The following is a 17,494-nucleotide window of genomic DNA, read 5'->3' on the forward strand; positions in this document are numbered from 1 at the left end:
TTTTGGATTTAGGGAGTGCATTTTCATCTTTGATTTACCACTCCCTACTCCCTATCTTAAATTTAACTAGCGATCGCCTCTGTTTTTTCCGCCACTACTGGGATGTATGGTTTTTCAGCACCTTGGGCTAAATATGCAGCTAGTTGGCTTTCAATTTCATCGCGGACAATTTGGCGATATTCTAAAAAATGCTCGTTATGGGCGCAAACAGCAATGTAGTGGTCAACAACAGCAGGGTTGCGCTTGAGGAGACTGAACAAATGATGCCAGAATTTCCAGCGAGTTTCCCGTTTAATGCCTTGTCGCCAAATTACAATCAACAATGCTTTAATTACTACCCACTCTGGCATTCTGAATGGTGCTTTCCATTTTGGTGTACCCATCATTAAAAAGCAGCGATAAGTGCGGTCTAAATATTGTACTGGGTCGTATAAAGCACAAAAAGCCTCAACGTATTCTCTGGCCAGTTCTTCTAAAGGACGGGTGGGGATGAAGTTCATCAACGTGGTTTGGTTGATGTTGCTTTCGGTATTTTCCCGCAGTCTACCTTCTTTTTTCAGGCGATGCCACAGGGCAGTATTTGGTAATGCTTGCAACATGGCGAAAGTGGTTGAAGGAATCCCTGCTTGTTCAGCAAAACGGACGATGCGATCGCCTGCGCCAGCTTTTTCGCCATCAAACCCGATAATAAACCCAGCCATTGGCCGCAACCCCGCTTTGATGATGGTTTGTACTGCATCTGTCAAAGAGTTACGGGTATTTTGAAACTTCTTGGTTAATTGCAAGCTATCTTCATCTGGTGTTTCAATTCCCAAAAATACTGCCGAGAAACCAGACTCAACCATCAATTCTAATAATTCTTCGTCTTGTGCTAAGTCAACTGAAGCTTCGGTGTCAAATTTAAAGGGATATTGATGTTCTTCCATCCAAACTTTTAACTCTTTCAGCAACAATTTCACATTCCGTTTGTTACCGATAAAGTTGTCATCTACCATGAACACACCCCGCCGCCAACCCAATTCATAGAGATAATCTAACTCTGCTAACAATTGTGCTGGTGTTTTGGTACGTGGTTTGCGGCCGTAAAGTACAATAATGTCGCAAAATTCGCACTGGAAGGGACAACCACGCGAAAACTGCACTGACATCATGTCATAAGCATCTAATTCTAATAAATCAAAGCGGGGGACTGGTGTGCTGGTGACATCAGGTTTTTCAGCAGTGCGGAAAGTCCCAGAAGTTTCACCCCGTTGAATTGCTTCCACAAACATTGGTAAGGTGATTTCGCCTTCATCCAAAATCAGGAAGTCTGCACCAACATTCTGCACAGCAGAAGGTGTGGAAGTTGGGTAAGGGCCACCAACTGCGACTAACTTACCACGGCGTTTTGCTTCTTGAATTTGCTCTAGTAAGTCTTGCTTTTGGACAATCATCGCTGAGAAAATGACAATATCTGCCCATTCCCATTCTGCTTCTGTTGCTGGGCGAATGTTGCGATCGACCAGTTTAAATTCCCATTCTTGGGGCAGAATTGCCGCTACAGTCACTAAACCCAAAGGTGGTAATAAAACCTTGCGATCGACTAAATCCAGAATCTTTTCATACGACCAAAAGGTTTTAGGAAATATCGGATAAACTAATAAAACTCGCATCTAGTAGCAAACCTCACACTCTAATTGTTATCCCACTCTAACGAAAATAATTACTTATTGACTTTACATTGGCTTTAGCTTACCGTTAAAGGTTTTGTCTGTGCAATTAGGTGAACAGTGTTACAGGGTTTTGTTTTGGATTTAGGTCGAGTGTAGGATTGAAAGTGCCGGATGATTTACCTCACGCAGAGGCGCAGAGAGTATAAGGCATTGAGATTTCAATAACATTATTGTTTTCTCGGCACACTGCTAATTTTTAAAACATCACTCATGGTTGCACAATAATTTGGTAAGCCAAAACTAGCAGGATTGACAGCATTTTTATATGTAAAATGGCGATAGTTCATGCAGAATCTATCCCAAGCTGCCATTTGAATACGAAACACGGCAATAATCAAATTAGCTAATGAGATGGATAGAGGAATACGAAAATAGATTTTTTTGCCTAGATAAGCACAAACTTCTTCAATTGCTTGATTAACGTGTAACCCTTTTTGACCTAAAACTAACTTGCGTTGTTCGTCTGTTTGGGGTGGATTTTCAATTAAATATTCTACGACGGTCGCAATATCTTGTCCGTGGATAAAGTGAAAACTACCGTCTGCTTGTAAAAAGCGAATTAAATCAATATATTTTGTAACTTCTTGAATGCCAGAAGTGAGGTGTGAATAGGGTTTGTTGGCATCACCACCTAAAACTAAGGTGGGAAAAACTGTGGTAATTTTAGGTGCGATCGCTAGTTTTTCTTTTTCATGCAAGCATTGATATTTAGAACCGATATAATCTGTCCCAATCTCACCTGCTTCTTTCAAAGGTTGATTGTTGTTATTTAGCACACTAGCTGTAGAAAAATAAATTACCTGTTCGCAACGTTCAGGGTTTAATAGACGTAGCAGTTCTAGTGTTTTGTTGACATTAATATCGTAAGTATTTTCTCCACCCCAGGCTGTTGCTGTTAACACTGCCACATCAATAGTTGATAACAAATTTCCAAAGCGTTTAATTTCTTGCATATCGCCTTGCAAGACGGTGACACCTGGACGAAATTGCGTATTAACTTGCAGTTTATTAGGGTTTCTTACTAGTAAAAATAGCTCGTGATTTGTATTTTGAATTAATATTTCTGAAATGTAATGACCGATGCAGCCGCTTGCGCCTGTGACTAAAATTCTTTTCTGACTCATAGTGAGTTTTTTTATTTAGAGTTAAAAATAAGGTGAAATGTTCCGCTTAAAAATTTATTTTTACCGCATGAATTTACCACTTCTGGGTACTGAATTATTACAAAATTTCTCTTAAAGATACATCTTCATAAACATCAGTGAGAGAACAAGAAAAATCCAGACTGCTAAGGTGTAATTCTTGATTGACTTTATAACTATAAAGTTCCCATCGTCCTTCTGCATTCCGTCGGAAACAATCAATCCTCTGACGGTTTTGACTGATTAATACATATTCTTGCAATGTTTCTATTTCTTGATAGTCACTAAATTTATCACCTCTATCTAAAGCTTCAGTGGAAGGCGATAAAACTTCAATAATTAAACTGGGATAGCGTTTAAAATATTCAAAATTTGTATCTCGTTGGTCACAAGTCACCATAATATCAGGATAGTAAAACACATTCAGAGATTCGATTTGTGCTTTCATGTCAGCGACATAAAGACGACACCCAGTTCCGCGAATGTGATTTCTCAGTAACGCAACTAAGTTAGCAGTAATAGTTACATGAGCGTCACTTGCTCCCGCCATTGCATAAATCTGCCCTTGGATATATTCATGTTTAATGGGGCTAGATTTTTCATTTTCTAGATATTCTTCTGGTGAAAGATAGGGGTGAGATTGGCTATAGGTCATATAACTACTCAGCACTTTATTAACAGAACTGATAGTGTCTTTGTGGTTAAAAAATTGTCACCACAAAGACACAAAGGTAATTAACTCACCAGTGCTGCTGTACTGAGTTGCTTGGCTGTTTCAAAGAAGAAAGCGACGTTTTCTTCTGGGGTATCTGGTAATACACCATGACCGAGGTTGAGGATATGACCCCAATTACCAGCTTTGCGAACGGTATCATGAATGCGATCGCGGATGAACTCTTTGGAACCATAGAGTACGCCAGGATCAAGATTACCTTGTACTTTAACGTGTTTGCCTAATCTGGCGCGAGCATCCGCCATGTCTACAGTCCAATCAACGCTGACGATATCAGCACCAGATTGAGCCATTCTTTCCAACACGCCAGCACTACCGCTAACCAAAAGAATTAATGGTGTATCGGGGTGGGTTTGTTTGACCTGCTGGAATACCCGTTGCTGATAGGGACGGGCAAAGGTATCGTAATCTTGAGGGCTTAATTGTCCCGCCCAAGAATCGAACATTTGCACTACTTGAGCGCCGCAGTCAATTTGGTAACGAGCGTAAACAGCGATCGCATCTGCCAATTTTGTCAGCAGTTGGTGTAAAATTGCCGGGTCTGAGAAGGCCAAGTTTTTGATGATGGAATAGGTTTTAGAACCTTTTCCTTCCACTGCGTAAGCAGCTAACGTCCACGGCGCACCGACAAAGCCTAATACTGTTGATTTGTCGCCCACTTCTTGGCGTAATGCCTGCAAGATGGGTTTAATAAACGGTAGAGCCGCCTCTGGTTCTAAATCATGCAGGCTATCGATTTGTGCTTGAGTGCGAATGGGCGAATGAATGATTGGCCCTTTACCTTCCGCAATGTCCATATCAATGCCCAAACCAGGCAATGGAGTTACAATGTCGGAAAATAAAATCACTCCGTCCGGCTGGAAGGCTTTCCAAGGTTGTAGGGATACTTCAATCGCTACTTCAGGAATTTCGGAGCGATCGCGAAATGAAGGATACTTTTCCCTTAAGTCTCGGTACGCCTTCATATATCGTCCCGCTTGTCGCATCATCCATACTGGGGGACGATCTACTATTTCACCACGAGCAGCCCGCAGGAGATGAGGGGCCGTTGACGAAACACCCATTTAACACTTCATCCTAAGTCACTTTGTTATGTCACTGTTTAGCTTATCATTCTGGGATTACGCTTTTTCAGAAGGCTTGCTTGAAAAGCCCAAGTCTTAGCTTTACTTAACTTAATATGCAAACTAATTCTAATAATCCAAATCCTTCTAATGTTGCAGCTACTAATAGCAATTCTCCATCAGTAAAATTTTTCATACCCCGCACCCAACGGCGCAAGTTTTTTTTATTGTTTACTGGTATGACAGTTTTAGGTTGGGTAGTAGGTGGTGTAGCTAGTTTGGCGATCGAAAGAATTCTCACGCAAAGTCTAGCTGCGGCTGGGTCTGTACAATTGCAAACATGGAGTTATTGGATAAGATTACTCAGTAATATTGTGTTTGCCTTAGTTTTTGCTGGCGACCAAGCTTTAGTCATGCGACGCTATCTCTCTGGTTGGCGCTGGATGATTGCTACTACCATAGGTTGGCTAACTGCTGACTGTGTTGCGACAGCTTGGATTAATTATATTTCCTCCATAGCCAGTTCACTGAATGAAACGTTGTCTTCTGAGTTAGTTATTATCTTTGGATTCTTATCAACAATTGCTTATATTTTTTCAGGTATTTGGTTGGGATTGATTCAATGGTTAGTAGTGCGGCGTTATACCATCAAAGCTTGGTGGTGGAGTTTTGTTCCTTCTGTTGCTTTTTTATTGATTAGTTTGTTGGTTTGGTTACTATCTTTTGTACAGAATTTTCTGCCCGAAGCGATATTGTACGGCAGCCAACAAGGATTTACAGCAATTATCCTAGGAGTAGTCCCAGCTATTGGTTTTTGTAGTTTAAAAAGACGTTTACCAAGACAGACTCAGGCAAGTTAAGCAGAGAATTTTTAATAGAAAATACACTTATGTTTCACTACAATCCGTTATCCTGTTTAACTTCATCAGCAGAATTACCAGATTCTGATGATATACCCGTGGATAATGAATTACAAATATTAACTCCTAGCTTATTATACTCTTAGCTAAATTACAACAAAAAGGCATCGACCCCAACAATTTATAAAAACTATGGGAAACATCAATTCAGTGGTAATTGCTACTGGTACACATGGCAATGAATTTACAGGAATATATCTAGGTAAAAAGTTTGAACAGTTTCCAAAACTGATTCAGCATCCTAGTTTTGATACTCGCGTTTTATTGAGTAATCCCAAGGCGTTTGCAGCAGCTAGACGCTATATTGACAAAGACTTAAATCGTTGCTTTGCAGCAGAAGATATCAAAAATACTCAACTTGCAAGTTATGAAGATATTTTGGCAAAAAACATCTATTATTTACTAGCAGAAGAAAGCAAACATCAGCAACAAGTTATTATTGATTTGCATAGTTCAACTGCAAATATGCAGTTAACTATAATTTTAGGAAGTAAACATCCATTTATCTTACAATTAGCCGCCCACTTAAGCGCAATTAACCCTGATGTGAGAATTTGTTATTCTCAACCCACAAGAGATTCTAACTTTTTGTGTTCAATATCTGAATTAGGTTTTGCAATTGAAGTTGGGCCTGTAGCACAGGGAGTTTTGAATGCTGAGTTATTTCAAAAAACTGAAGCGTTAATTTATCAAGTTTTAGAGTATATCGAAAGTTATAATCATGGTATAGAACAACCGCAAAATAGCACACTTACATATTATCAATATGCGGGAGTGATTGATTATCCGCGAAACGAATATGGAGAAATTCAAGGAATGATTCACCCACAACTTCAGTTTCGAGATTATGAACCACTTAACCCTGGTGAACCGATATTTCTCACATTTGATGGAACTGCGATCGCCTATCAAAGCACATCTACAGTTTATCCTATTTTTATTAACGAAGCTGCATATTATGAAAAGGGAATTGCGATGTGTTTAACCGAAAAGAAAACCTTAGAAATATAATTTTAGGAGTTAGAAATGGAAAGAGAAGTGAAAGCTGCTGATGGAACCGCCTGGAAATGTGTACAAGCATTTTCAGGACTTTCTGACAGCACAGAAAATCAAGACGCAGCGCAAGTCAAAGGCGAACCTGATACATATTGGGTTGTTTGTACACCCAGTGGTGGCGCACAGTCAGTTAGGTTAAAGTTACAAGGTGAATGGTATTCTAACTACTCTGATGAAGAATTATTAGACGAAATCCAAGCGCAGCAGTAGTTTAATAACGTACATTCAATAGCAAAAAACAACTGTCGTTCAATAAAGCAGTAATTGCTACACCAATAATTACACCTTTTTAGGAATTTCCAGCTTTAGAGTCAATGCGAACAATTGAGATTTGAGCATCTGGGTGACGAGCTTCAAGGCGATCGCAACATTACTTTCACCTATAGGTTTTTTCGGATATGTTTCCCGAATACAAGCAGCACTGGCTTGTAAAGCCTCCTTTTTCAAGATTTTTAATCCTGCTGAATCTTTTTTTCTAAATTTACAAGAAAAAACAGAACTTGTGTATACAAAATACATCTAAGACCTGATTTTTCACGAGAATTTCAGTTATCAAAAATGCCCAGAATATATTCTGGGCTAAAAAGATATCAGAGGAATGCGATCGCTCTTGGTTGTATATACAGTAAGTCTCAAACTTCTCGCTGTTTAATTAGCGATAATCTGGGGTTTGAATATTCCGCAGACGGGCAGCATCACGCATATTATAATCAGCGCGAGTAAAGCGATTTAATTGCTGTTCAAAAAACTCACGATTGGCTTGCAAATGTTTAGGATTGGGGTCATCTAAGGGATATAAAAGTGCAGTGCGTAAAGCTTGAATTACGGCAGAAGTCACGTTATACATTGAGCGTTGGAAACTAATACCCAACTGAATCAACATATCGTCTTCACCACGGCAATGTTGTTTGTAATAATCAACAAGATATTGTGGTAAGAAGTGCAACATATCTTGCATTAATAATGTTGGTGGAATACCAGCAGTACCTACAGGAAAGACATCGGCGTAGAGAATGCCGTAGTGGAAATCTTTTTGGTCATCTGGGACTTGTCCTGCTTGGGCGTTGTAAGATTTTGTGCCTCTAAAGGGGGCGGTGCGGTAGAATACAGCTTCTACGTAGGGTAATGCTGCTTCATATAACCAAGTGAAGCCTTTGGATTTGGGAATAATTTCGTAGCATTCGCCACGGATATAAACATGATGGTAAATGGGACGACCAGCGATCGCAAATATGCCATTGACCAAAAAGTTCATCGCATCAGGTACACCCTTAAACCCGCCTTCGTCGTAGATGTCGGACATTTCAAAGAATACTGGGGCCATGACTTCCCAGAATAAGCCGAGGTTAGAGTAGTAGGACATTTGGCGGCACTGTTCCAAAAACATATCGGGAAACAGTTTATACAGTCCCAGCATTACGGGGTTGCCTTGGAAGTAGGCTTTAATTGCCCTGTCAGCGTTGGCTTTGTATTCTTCGGAGTCGAGATACGCATCAAATTGATTGACTGGCGCATACATCTGCCGATGCCAAAGCATTGCCCGCATACAAGCTTCCGCAAATTCCATATTGATGCGATCGTGGAGTAAGTGATGCAATAATTTTGGCATTTTAGTGGTTTCACCCTTTTCCATAAATGCCAAAAGTTCAGGATGGGCTGTTGCTTCACCACGCCAAATTCTTAAATCAGCAGTATCACCAGCGTAATGATTATGCAGGTCTAAATACTCTTTTGGTAAGAAGTATTTAGAAAAGGCAAATGGCTCTAAAAATACCTGTTCAGCTATATATAATAAATCACGCCAGTAAAAATCCATCGGTACAGCATAAGCTTTATAAATACCGATAATTTGCATTAAGTTTTCTGGCGTGTCTGGTAACATTGAACCGCCAGCTTCTAAACGATGAATTACTTCCGCAAATTCATGGCTAGAAGGCGGAAGTTTAGTAGTAACAGTTTTTTCTGGAGTCTGTACCATGTTTTTTCCTGGATGTTAAATGTATTTTTAGACAGTAGAAATATTGGTTGTTTGTAATTGCTGACGTATCTTTAAAGCATGAAAAATACTCAAAATATCATGCGTCCAAACTGGTAATATTAACGTCATTGCAATTTCTTCGATGCTGTAAATAGTTCCGGCAATACAAGTTAGCCATAAAGCTATGCCAGCGTAATTAAATCCAAACAATGCCACAATGGCAATAAATAATGTAATTCCCCAAAACTTGGCTGAGTAAGTGTGATAGCTGGCGGGTTTGCCATATTTAATTAAGTTCACTATCCACCACACAATTTGAGCAAAAATCACCATCAATAAAGGTAGGCGATAACCTATCAAAATATCTCGGTATCCCAGCCAAGCACTTAAAAAGATACAACTAAAAAGACAGGTATCAGCCCAGCTATCAGCTTGTCGCAATTTGACATTGCTAACACCAAGTCGCCGGGCAATAATGCCATCAAAAATGTCGGAAAGAAAAGCAGCAGTAAAACCTACTAAAAACCAAATACTCGTCTCACCATCCCAGGCATCCCACAGGAGGAAGGGCGCTATTAAAAAGCGAAATAGTACAAGACCACTGGGAATTAAGGTGAGATTCATATTTTCTCCTGTATCGGTTGCGTAAGTCTATTGTTACTATTTCAACGCAACTTCAGGAATTACGGTTTTTTCTGCTGGGATAATTGCCGCTACCATTGCTGTGGTTGTTGGTTCACTCCAACGCACTAACCAAGTAGGTTGGACTCCTAAAAAGATGATTAAGCTGGCCAAAATTAGGGCTGGTACTTTCTCAGACCACAATACTTTGGGATAGTATGCTAAATCATTGTCGAGTCTGCCAAAACAGGTGCGGTTCAGCAGGATGACGAAATATACCGCCGTTAAACCACTGGCGACAACACATAATATTGTCGGAATGGGGAAAACAGAGAAACTGCCTTGAAAGACGATAAATTCGGCGATAAATCCTGTTAGACCGGGAATACCAGCACTAGCCATGCCACTTAATACAAGTAAGGCACTAATTAAAGGTATCCCACGAATCGGACTCATTAAACCGTTGAGTTTATCTAATTCTCTTGTGCCAGCTTTGGCTTCAACAACACCTACTAAATGGAAGAGAATGGCAAGGATGATGCCGTGGCTGAACATTTGGGAAACTGCACCAACTAAGGCGAGGGAGGTACTAGCGGCACTGGCTAATAATACATAGCCCATGTGACCGATAGAACTGTATGCTACCATCCGCTTGATATCTTTTTGGGCGATCGCTACTACCGCCCCATATATTGCGCTAATTGCCCCCCAAATTGCTAAGGTTGGGGCAACAGTACTCCAAGCGTTGGGGAACATCCCCATGCCAAACCGCAATAAACCGTAGGTTCCCAGTTTTGCTAACACACCACCTAACAAAATAGCGATGGGTGCAGAAGCTTCCACGTAAGCATCAGGTAGCCAAGTGTGGAAGGGAACTAGAGGAATTTTGATGCCAAAACCAAGGATGATTCCTGCTAGTAACAGCAGTTGCAGCCCAGCGGAGAGGGTTTGAGTTGAGACCGCATCAATGGCAAAGCTAGTGGAACCTGTCAGCCACACCATACCCAAGAAGGTTGCCAAAATTAATGCGCCGGAAACCGCAGTGTAAATCAGAAACTTAATTCCTGCATAAGCCCGTTTTTCGCCACCCCAAATCGAAATCAACAAATAGAAGGGGATTAATTCGAGTTCGTAGAATAGGAAAAACAGGAGTAAATTTTCTGCGAGGAAAGCACCAGCAACGCCACCGCTAACCAACAAAATCATTGAGTAAAATAAGCGGGGGCGTTCAGTGTTTTGATTACTGCTGTAAATAGCAATCCAAGTCAGGAGGCTATTTAAAACCAGCATTAATATTGATAGCCCATCTACTCCTAATTGGTAGCTTAAACCTAGGGTTTCATTCCAAGGTAAATATTCTTGAAACTGCATCCCAGGAGTGCTGAGATCAAATTTCAATAGGATGAATAGATTCCACAACAGGACTAAACCAGATATGGTAAGGGCTACCAAGCGCACGCGATTTGGTGGAATGGAATTACTAGGCCAAAACCCAATAATTAAAGCAGCGATGATTGGTGTCCAGATTAAAACACTCAGCATGGTAGTTTAGGGATTTATAACCGCAGATGATTAGCAGAGGTGTAGGAGAAACAGAAGTTACAAATGATTTATTGACCATTGATCAGGGAACATTAAGCCTTAACCATTGAGCATTGACCTTTGACTCAAAACATCAACTCTAAAAACTGTACGCCCCAATATGGCCATGTCACCCACATTCCTAAAAGACCAATGCCTAAGAGGACAGTGAAGGCATAAGTTTGAGTTTGACCAGATGTGCTGTATTTCAAGCCTTCTCCACCAAGTAAGGAGAATAAACCAACGAAGTTAACAATGCCATCAACTACGAAGCGGTCAACCATATCAGCGAATCTAGCAAGTTGGGCAACGCTAAAAATGATGGTCATCCGGTAGAGTTTGGGGGTGTAAAAGTCGTAAGCCAACAAGTCTTGCAAACCTTTCCAAGGTAGGCGAACTGGTTTGGGAATATTGCCGAGATAAATTACGCCACCGACGCTACAACCAAAAATACTCGACCAAATTAGTAGAAGTGCAACATCTTTATTCAGAGTTGCCCAGTCAGGTAACAGTGATAAGCTTTGCAACACTAAGGGCAAATGCAGGACAAATCCGAATAAAATTACCATTGGTAATACCATCGGCCAGTGAACTTCAGGCGATCGCTCACTCATTTGCTTGGGTTTACCACCAAAAATCAAGCCAAATTCTCTAGATAAACTAACGGCTGTCAACGCGTTAACTGCTATAACTATCCCGACTAACCAAGGCTGAGTAGCCCATAACCCATCGGTTAATTCCACTAATGCCCAAAAGCTACCTAGTGGTGGGAAACCAATTAGTCCTAATGTGCCAACGATAAATGCTAAACCAGAAATGGGGCGACGTGACCACAGTCCGCCTAGTTGAGTAACATCTTGGCTGATGCTGTTCCAAATAATGCCGCCTGTACTCATCACCAAAAGTGCAGCAGATAAAGCGTGAGTCAGAACTAGTAACAATGCAGCATCATCTTGTTGTGTACCTACAGCGATAAACACCAAGCCCATGTAAGCACTAACAGAATAAGACTGGCAGCGTTTAACGTCAATTTGGGCGATCGCAATTAAAGAAGCACCAATTGCTGTAACTGCACCAATCGCTACCATGACAGTAGAAACTAGAGGTGACAAAGTTAACACAGGTTGCAGTTTAATCAGCACCCATGCGCCACTGGCTACTACTACCGAGTTCCGCAAAATTGTACTGGGAACTGGGCCTTCCATCGCTTCATCCAACCACAGATGTAGGGGGAATTGAGCGCATTTGCCCATCGGCCCAGCTATTAAGGCTAAACCAACCAATGTAATTACCGTGGGGTCAACTTCAGCAGTTTTTGCCCATACAGCGAGTTCGTTGTAATCCCATGTTCCTGCTAGAGGCCATAATCCTAAGACCCCAATCAACAAAAACAAGTCTCCTACCCGCTTAGTTAAGAAAGCGTCTCTCGCCCCACTAACTACCAAAGGTTGACTAAACCATAAGCCAACTAACAGGTATGTTCCTAAAGTGAGGACTTCCAGAATTACATAACTGAAGAACAAGTTATTACATAAAGCTAAGGCACACAATCCCGCTTCAAATAAACCTAATAAAGAATAGAAGCGTCCCCAACCCCAATCCATTTCCATGTAGCCAATGGCATAAATTTGCGCCAGCAAATTTAACCCCGCAATTACTACCATTGCGCCTACACTAATTGACGAAATTTCGATGGCAATGGTAAGGTCTAAACCAGCTGTTGATAGCCAATGAATAAATACTTCTTGGGGTGGATGATTCCAAGTTGCTTGTAAGGCGATCGCACTATGGAGAAACGCCAAAAAGGTCATTACTAAATTTACATAACCTGCGGGTCTTGGCCCAGTCTTACGAATGATCCCTGGCGACCAAGGTACGGCTAATAATCCGCCGATTAAGGCATATAAAGGAACTAGCCAAACAGTCTCTAGTAGAAACTGAGCCATGAAATTACCTCTAGATTTAAACAAAATTTAAGGCTACGGAATCAAGGAGCTTTGATCCCGCCGCTAACCACTATTCAAAAACGCAAGTTTATATTTGCTTAATTTTGTTAGATTAAGCTTACCTTTATATGAAACAAAATGGAATTACTTGATTAGATAAATCAACGATAATTAGTCTAATTAATTCTTATATATCTATGGATTGAAATAACAAATCTTATCTATTGATTAAGATCTATGGCAAAACCATAGATAAATTCAGATAGTAATCATTATTCCTCTCTTGGGTTAGTTGAAGTGAGTTACGAGGACTGATATGGTAAAAGTCCTTGAATTTTTGGAAAAGTCAAGATTCTTAATTTCAGACTTCACACTTTTCCCCAATCCGCAGCCCCATAATTACTAAGTCACGTTCCAACCCATCTAATTCAGCCACTTGAGGTAAATGTCCCCAGCGTTGAAATCCAGATGTTTCAAAAAGTTTCAGACTGGGATGATTGTGGGCAAAAATAAAACCTAAAAGCGTTTTTAAGCCTAAATTAGGGCTTTGATGAATTGCTTGGTCTAAAAGTTTTCTTCCCAAACCGCAACGATGAAAAGCCGGGGCAATATAAATACTAATTTCAGCAGTGGTATGGTAGGCGGGGCGACCGTAAAATGATTGAAAGCTTAACCACCCTGCAATCACTTCTTGTTGTTCAATTACCCACAAAGGGCGAAAATTAGGCGATCGCCCATGAAACCAAGCACGGCGACTTTCCACAGATACAGGTTCTAAATCAGCAGTAGCGAGACGGCTAGGAATCGCCGCATTATAAATAGCTACGATCGCAGGTAAATCAGCTTCAGTCGTATGGCGGATAGTCATCGCTACCGTGTCGGAAAGGATATTGTAGAAAATATTCAAAAATCATACAGTGTTCATCAACAGAATTCTATGCCTGATTTAGTGCTAGTTGGTGGTGGTCATAGTCATGCGATCGCACTAAAAATGTTTGGCATCAAACCGTTACCGGGAGTAAATTTAACCTTAATTACACCAGCATTAGACACACCTTATTCGGGAATGCTACCCGGACACATTGCTGGATTATATAGTTACGATGAGTGTCACATTAATTTGTCAAGATTAGCTGACTTTGCCCATGCACATTTATATATAGACCGAGCCATTGGCTTAGATTTAAAAAATCGTCAAGTAATTTGCGCTAATCGTCCCGCGGTAAATTTTGATGTACTGTCCATTGATATTGGCAGCACTCCAGCGACAATCTCTGTACCAGGTGCAGCTGAATACGCTATACCAGCTAAACCAGTAGCAAAACTCTTAGAATGTTGGTATGAACTGCTGCAAAGCGTTCACAAAAATCCTCAACAGCCAATAAAAATAGCCATTGTCGGTGGTGGTGTTGGTGGCGTAGAATTAGCACTCGCAATGCAATCACATTTATGGCAAATCTTGATTGCGAACCAAAAACCAATTCAAAATCTAGAAATTCATTTATTTCATCGCCACCATAAAATTTTGCCGCATAATCATGACTCAGTACAGCGTCAGGTAAAACAAGTTTTAACCCGTCGAGGTATTCAGCTGCATCTAGGCGAGTCTGTCTCTCAGATTACGCAGATAAATGAAGAATTACGAGCAGTCAAATGTGAATTAGGGTTAGTGGTAGAATGTAATAAAGTTTTTTGGGTAACACAAGCCTCAGCACCAGACTGGTTAAAAACTACAGGACTCGGAACTGATGAACAAGGCTTTATTTTAGTCAATGAAACCTTGCAATCTCAAACTCATCCACAAGTATTTGCTGCTGGTGATATTGCCACAATGGTAAATCATCCCCGTCCGAAAGCTGGTGTATTTGCGGTACGTCAGGGTAAGCCATTATTTGAGAACTTACAACGAATTATCTTAAGCAAACCACTTAAACCTTACATACCACAGCAACAATATTTAAGTTTAATTGGGACAGGCGACAAACGAGCGATCGCCACCAAAGGCGCATTCACCTTACCAGCCCATCCTCTAATTTGGCGTTGGAAAGATTGGATTGACTGCCGCTTCATGAAACAGTTTAGTAGATAAGCAGGTATTATCGACGCTGAAAAATAACTAGCGATCAGTAGAACACGTTAGGACTTACTCAGCAACTCTCTCAAACTTTTATTTCTCCATATCCTTGGTGTTCTCTATGATTTGATGTCCTTTAACTGTGTATAAGTCCTACGCGTCTACCAATTTGGCAGCGATCGCCACCCAATGCAGTCCCTAAAACTTAATAGTTTCAAGGTTTATCAAACTCAAACTGCTGTTTTCTTCAGCAAAGGATAGCCAAGCTTTTCTCTCTGTTCTACATATAGTTGTGCTACCTTTCTTGCCAAATGACGAATTCTGGCAATATAACGAGTTCTTTCCGTTACAGAAATTACTCCTCTAGCATCTAACAAATTGAAAGTATGCGAACACTTCATTACATAATCTAAGCTTGGTAAGACTAAACCACGCTCTGTTAACTGATTAGCTTCTTGTTCGTATAAATTAAACAGTGTTAGCAGCATCTCAGGATTTGATGCTTCAAAGTTGTAAGTACTCTGCTCAATCTCATTTTGCAGAAAAACATCTCCATAAGTAATATTGTTTGTCCACTGAAGCTTTGTAAATGCTTCTACTTGCTGGAGATACATCGTTAGTCGCTCTAACCCGTACGTAATTTCAATCGACACAGGTCTGCAATCTATTCCCCCACATTGTTGAAAGTAGGTAAATTGAGTAATTTCCATCCCATCTAACCAGACTTCCCAACCAGTACCCCAAGCGCCTACTGTTGCATCTTCCCAGTTATCCTCTACAAACCGAATATCGTGGTCTTCAGGACGAATACCCAAAGCCCTCAAAGAATCAAGATAAATTTCTTGGATATTATCTGGTGAGGGCTTAATTAAAACTTGGTATTGATAGTAATGCTGAAAACGGTTAGGGTTTTCGCCATAACGACCATCTGTAGGACGGCGACATGGTTCAACATAAGCTACAGCCCAAGGTTCTGGCCCCAAAGCTCTTAAAAATGTATGGGGATTTTTAGTACCAGCCCCCTTTTCAATATCGTAGGGTTGACCAATCAAGCAACCGAAATCGCGCCAGAAGTGGTGAAGAGAGGCAATGACGGATTGAAAATTCAAGGTGTACCTTCCTGAGAGAGTATGCAAAGTGCATAGACTATTGTGAACGAGAAAGGACGTAGAGAGGGAGATGATCAGGAAGGGAAAAAGAAATTTGGGAAAGTAGTTGACAGTGAGGGGGAGGAGAGATATATTAGATAAGTGCCTGAGAGAAGCGCTGCGAAGCGAAGCTCGGAGGGAACCGAACCATGAAAAGATTATAGTTTGAAAGCAATAATAACACAAGTAGCCTGCGTCAAGTAAATAAAGTAACCAGGCTGAGGTTATAAAAGAACAGCCAAAGAGCTAAACAAACAATTCAAAACGGAGAGTTTGATCCTGGCTCAGGATGAACGCTGGCGGTATGCTTAACACATGCAAGTCGAACGGTCTCTTCGGAGATAGTGGCGGACGGGTGAGTAACGCGTGAGAATCTAGCTTCAGGTCGGGGATAACTACTGGAAACGGTGGCTAATACCGGATGTGCCGAAAGGTGAAAGGCTTGCTGCCTGAAGATGAGCTCGCGTCTGATTAGCTAGTTGGTGTGGTAAGAGCGCACCAAGGCGTCGATCAGTAGCTGGTCTGAGAGGATGATCAGCCACACTGGGACTGAGACACGGCCCAGACTCCTACGGGAGGCAGCAGTGGGGAATTTTCCGCAATGGGCGAAAGCCTGACGGAGCAATACCGCGTGAGGGAGGAAGGCTCTTGGGTTGTAAACCTCTTTTCTCAGGGAATAAGAAAGTGAAGGTACCTGAGGAATAAGCATCGGCTAACTCCGTGCCAGCAGCCGCGGTAATACGGAGGATGCAAGCGTTATCCGGAATGATTGGGCGTAAAGCGTCCGCAGGTGGCGATGTAAGTCTGCTGTTAAAGAGCAAAGCTTAACTTTGTAAAAGCAGTGGAAACTACATAGCTAGAGTACGTTCGGGGCAGAGGGAATTCCTGGTGTAGCGGTGAAATGCGTAGAGATCAGGAAGAACACCGGTGGCGAAGGCGCTCTGCTAGGCCGTAACTGACACTGAGGGACGAAAGCTAGGGGAGCGAATGGGATTAGATACCCCAGTAGTCCTAGCCGTAAACGATGGATACTAGGCGTTGCGAGTATCGACCCTCGCAGTGCCGGAGCCAACGCGTTAAGTATCCCGCCTGGGGAGTACGCACGCAAGTGTGAAACTCAAAGGAATTGACGGGGGCCCGCACAAGCGGTGGAGTATGTGGTTTAATTCGATGCAACGCGAAGAACCTTACCAAGACTTGACATGTCGCGAATCCTCTTGAAAGGGAGGAGTGCCTTAGGGAGCGCGAACACAGGTGGTGCATGGCTGTCGTCAGCTCGTGTCGTGAGATGTTGGGTTAAGTCCCGCAACGAGCGCAACCCTCGTTTTTAGTTGCCAGCATTAAGTTGGGCACTCTAGAGAGACTGCCGGTGACAAACCGGAGGAAGGTGGGGATGACGTCAAGTCAGCATGCCCCTTACGTCTTGGGCTACACACGTACTACAATGCTACGAACAGAGGGCAGCAAGCTAGCGATAGCAAGCAAATCCCGGAAATCGTAGCTCAGTTCAGATCGAAGC

15 protein-coding genes, 1 rRNA gene and 1 pseudogene (1 of these 17 only partly in view) are annotated in these 17,494 nt (G+C 41.7%); 6 read left to right on the forward strand and 11 right to left on the reverse strand.

What is annotated here, in order from left to right:
- Positions 1–62 precede the first annotated feature (62 nt).
- From AC504W_RS06005 to hemE, 4 genes are all read right to left on the reverse strand, one after another.
- Positions 63–1,652, reverse strand: coding sequence for a B12-binding domain-containing radical SAM protein (locus AC504W_RS06005; protein ID WP_494876779.1), 1,590 nt, complete (start codon positions 1,650–1,652; stop codon positions 63–65).
- A 227-nt stretch (positions 1,653–1,879) separates the two neighbouring features.
- Positions 1,880–2,836 carry an NAD-dependent epimerase/dehydratase family protein gene (locus tag AC504W_RS06010; RefSeq protein WP_494876780.1) on the reverse strand — a complete coding sequence of 319 codons (957 nt, stop codon included), beginning with the start codon at positions 2,834–2,836 and terminating at the stop codon, positions 1,880–1,882.
- A 97-nt stretch (positions 2,837–2,933) separates the two neighbouring features.
- Positions 2,934–3,509: a Uma2 family endonuclease gene (locus AC504W_RS06015; RefSeq protein WP_494876781.1), complete on the reverse strand. Its 576-nt coding sequence runs from the start codon at positions 3,507–3,509 to the stop codon at positions 2,934–2,936.
- Between the two features lie 80 nt (positions 3,510–3,589).
- Positions 3,590–4,651: a uroporphyrinogen decarboxylase gene (gene hemE / locus AC504W_RS06020; protein ID WP_494876782.1), complete on the reverse strand. Its 1,062-nt coding sequence runs from the start codon at positions 4,649–4,651 to the stop codon at positions 3,590–3,592.
- A gap of 116 nt (positions 4,652–4,767) precedes the next feature.
- On the opposite strand from hemE, the gene AC504W_RS06025 reads away from it, so the two are divergent.
- The 4 genes and pseudogenes from AC504W_RS06025 (at position 4,768) to AC504W_RS06040 (ending at position 6,837) form a co-directional block, all read left to right on the forward strand.
- On the forward strand, positions 4,768–5,511 hold the full coding sequence (locus AC504W_RS06025) for a hypothetical protein (RefSeq protein WP_494876783.1): 744 nt from the start codon (positions 4,768–4,770) through the stop codon (positions 5,509–5,511).
- A 29-nt stretch (positions 5,512–5,540) separates the two neighbouring features.
- Positions 5,541–5,648 (forward strand): annotated as a pseudogene (locus tag AC504W_RS06030) (Uma2 family endonuclease); the annotation flags it as partial.
- Between the two features lie 55 nt (positions 5,649–5,703).
- Positions 5,704–6,582, forward strand: coding sequence for an aspartoacylase (locus AC504W_RS06035; protein WP_494876784.1), 879 nt, complete (start codon positions 5,704–5,706; stop codon positions 6,580–6,582).
- A gap of 15 nt (positions 6,583–6,597) precedes the next feature.
- A complete protein-coding gene (locus tag AC504W_RS06040) occupies positions 6,598–6,837 on the forward strand; it encodes a hypothetical protein (protein WP_494876786.1) in 240 nt (79 codons plus the stop codon).
- Positions 6,838–6,906: 69 nt separating this feature from the next.
- Here AC504W_RS06040 and AC504W_RS06045 read toward each other — a convergent pair whose 3' ends face one another.
- From AC504W_RS06045 to AC504W_RS06070, 6 genes are all read right to left on the reverse strand, one after another.
- Positions 6,907–7,074: a hypothetical protein gene (locus tag AC504W_RS06045; protein WP_494876788.1), complete on the reverse strand. Its 168-nt coding sequence runs from the start codon at positions 7,072–7,074 to the stop codon at positions 6,907–6,909.
- 205 nt (positions 7,075–7,279) lie between these two features.
- Positions 7,280–8,605 carry a CO2 hydration protein gene (locus tag AC504W_RS06050; protein ID WP_494876789.1) on the reverse strand — a complete coding sequence of 442 codons (1,326 nt, stop codon included), beginning with the start codon at positions 8,603–8,605 and terminating at the stop codon, positions 7,280–7,282.
- A gap of 27 nt (positions 8,606–8,632) precedes the next feature.
- Positions 8,633–9,229 carry a CDP-alcohol phosphatidyltransferase family protein gene (locus AC504W_RS06055; RefSeq protein ID WP_494876791.1) on the reverse strand — a complete coding sequence of 199 codons (597 nt, stop codon included), beginning with the start codon at positions 9,227–9,229 and terminating at the stop codon, positions 8,633–8,635.
- A 36-nt stretch (positions 9,230–9,265) separates the two neighbouring features.
- A complete protein-coding gene (locus AC504W_RS06060) occupies positions 9,266–10,768 on the reverse strand; it encodes an NADH-quinone oxidoreductase subunit M (RefSeq protein WP_494876792.1) in 1,503 nt (500 codons plus the stop codon).
- A 125-nt stretch (positions 10,769–10,893) separates the two neighbouring features.
- Complete coding sequence (locus AC504W_RS06065; RefSeq protein ID WP_103126684.1) at positions 10,894–12,753, reverse strand: NAD(P)H-quinone oxidoreductase subunit F; 1,860 nt, start codon at positions 12,751–12,753, stop codon at positions 10,894–10,896.
- Positions 12,754–13,114: 361 nt separating this feature from the next.
- Positions 13,115–13,621 (reverse strand): GNAT family N-acetyltransferase, encoded by a 507-nt coding sequence (locus tag AC504W_RS06070; RefSeq protein ID WP_494876794.1) that lies wholly within the window; start codon positions 13,619–13,621, stop codon positions 13,115–13,117.
- Between the two features lie 69 nt (positions 13,622–13,690).
- Here AC504W_RS06070 and AC504W_RS06075 point away from each other — a divergent pair, with 69 nt between their 5' ends.
- Positions 13,691–14,842 carry an FAD-dependent oxidoreductase gene (locus tag AC504W_RS06075; protein ID WP_494878580.1) on the forward strand — a complete coding sequence of 384 codons (1,152 nt, stop codon included), beginning with the start codon at positions 13,691–13,693 and terminating at the stop codon, positions 14,840–14,842.
- A gap of 215 nt (positions 14,843–15,057) precedes the next feature.
- On the opposite strand, the gene glyQ is transcribed toward AC504W_RS06075, so the two are convergent.
- On the reverse strand, positions 15,058–15,936 hold the full coding sequence (glyQ, locus tag AC504W_RS06080; protein WP_494876796.1) for a glycine--tRNA ligase subunit alpha: 879 nt from the start codon (positions 15,934–15,936) through the stop codon (positions 15,058–15,060).
- A gap of 300 nt (positions 15,937–16,236) precedes the next feature.
- Between glyQ and AC504W_RS06085 the strand changes: the two genes are divergently transcribed.
- Positions 16,237–17,494 (forward strand): 16S ribosomal RNA (locus AC504W_RS06085); it runs 231 nt beyond the window's last position.

The organism is Nostoc sp. C96, assembly GCF_059384975.1.

What these genes read in the sequence shown, in the direction of transcription:
- AC504W_RS06075 (WP_494878580.1), top strand. Translation starts at nt 13,691, where the DNA reads ATGCCTGATTTAGTGCTAGTTGGTGGTGGTCATAGTCATGCGATCGCA.
- AC504W_RS06040 (WP_494876786.1), top strand. Translation starts at nt 6,598, where the DNA reads ATGGAAAGAGAAGTGAAAGCTGCTGATGGAACCGCCTGGAAATGTGTA.
- AC504W_RS06050 (WP_494876789.1), bottom strand. Translation starts at nt 8,605, where the DNA reads ATGGTACAGACTCCAGAAAAAACTGTTACTACTAAACTTCCGCCTTCT.
- AC504W_RS06005 (WP_494876779.1), bottom strand. Translation starts at nt 1,652, where the DNA reads ATGCGAGTTTTATTAGTTTATCCGATATTTCCTAAAACCTTTTGGTCG.
- AC504W_RS06070 (WP_494876794.1), bottom strand. Translation starts at nt 13,621, where the DNA reads ATGACTATCCGCCATACGACTGAAGCTGATTTACCTGCGATCGTAGCT.
- hemE (WP_494876782.1), bottom strand. Translation starts at nt 4,651, where the DNA reads ATGGGTGTTTCGTCAACGGCCCCTCATCTCCTGCGGGCTGCTCGTGGT.
- AC504W_RS06060 (WP_494876792.1), bottom strand. Translation starts at nt 10,768, where the DNA reads ATGCTGAGTGTTTTAATCTGGACACCAATCATCGCTGCTTTAATTATT.
- AC504W_RS06025 (WP_494876783.1), top strand. Translation starts at nt 4,768, where the DNA reads ATGCAAACTAATTCTAATAATCCAAATCCTTCTAATGTTGCAGCTACT.
- AC504W_RS06035 (WP_494876784.1), top strand. Translation starts at nt 5,704, where the DNA reads ATGGGAAACATCAATTCAGTGGTAATTGCTACTGGTACACATGGCAAT.
- AC504W_RS06015 (WP_494876781.1), bottom strand. Translation starts at nt 3,509, where the DNA reads ATGACCTATAGCCAATCTCACCCCTATCTTTCACCAGAAGAATATCTA.
- AC504W_RS06010 (WP_494876780.1), bottom strand. Translation starts at nt 2,836, where the DNA reads ATGAGTCAGAAAAGAATTTTAGTCACAGGCGCAAGCGGCTGCATCGGT.
- AC504W_RS06055 (WP_494876791.1), bottom strand. Translation starts at nt 9,229, where the DNA reads ATGAATCTCACCTTAATTCCCAGTGGTCTTGTACTATTTCGCTTTTTA.
- AC504W_RS06065 (WP_103126684.1), bottom strand. Translation starts at nt 12,753, where the DNA reads ATGGCTCAGTTTCTACTAGAGACTGTTTGGCTAGTTCCTTTATATGCC.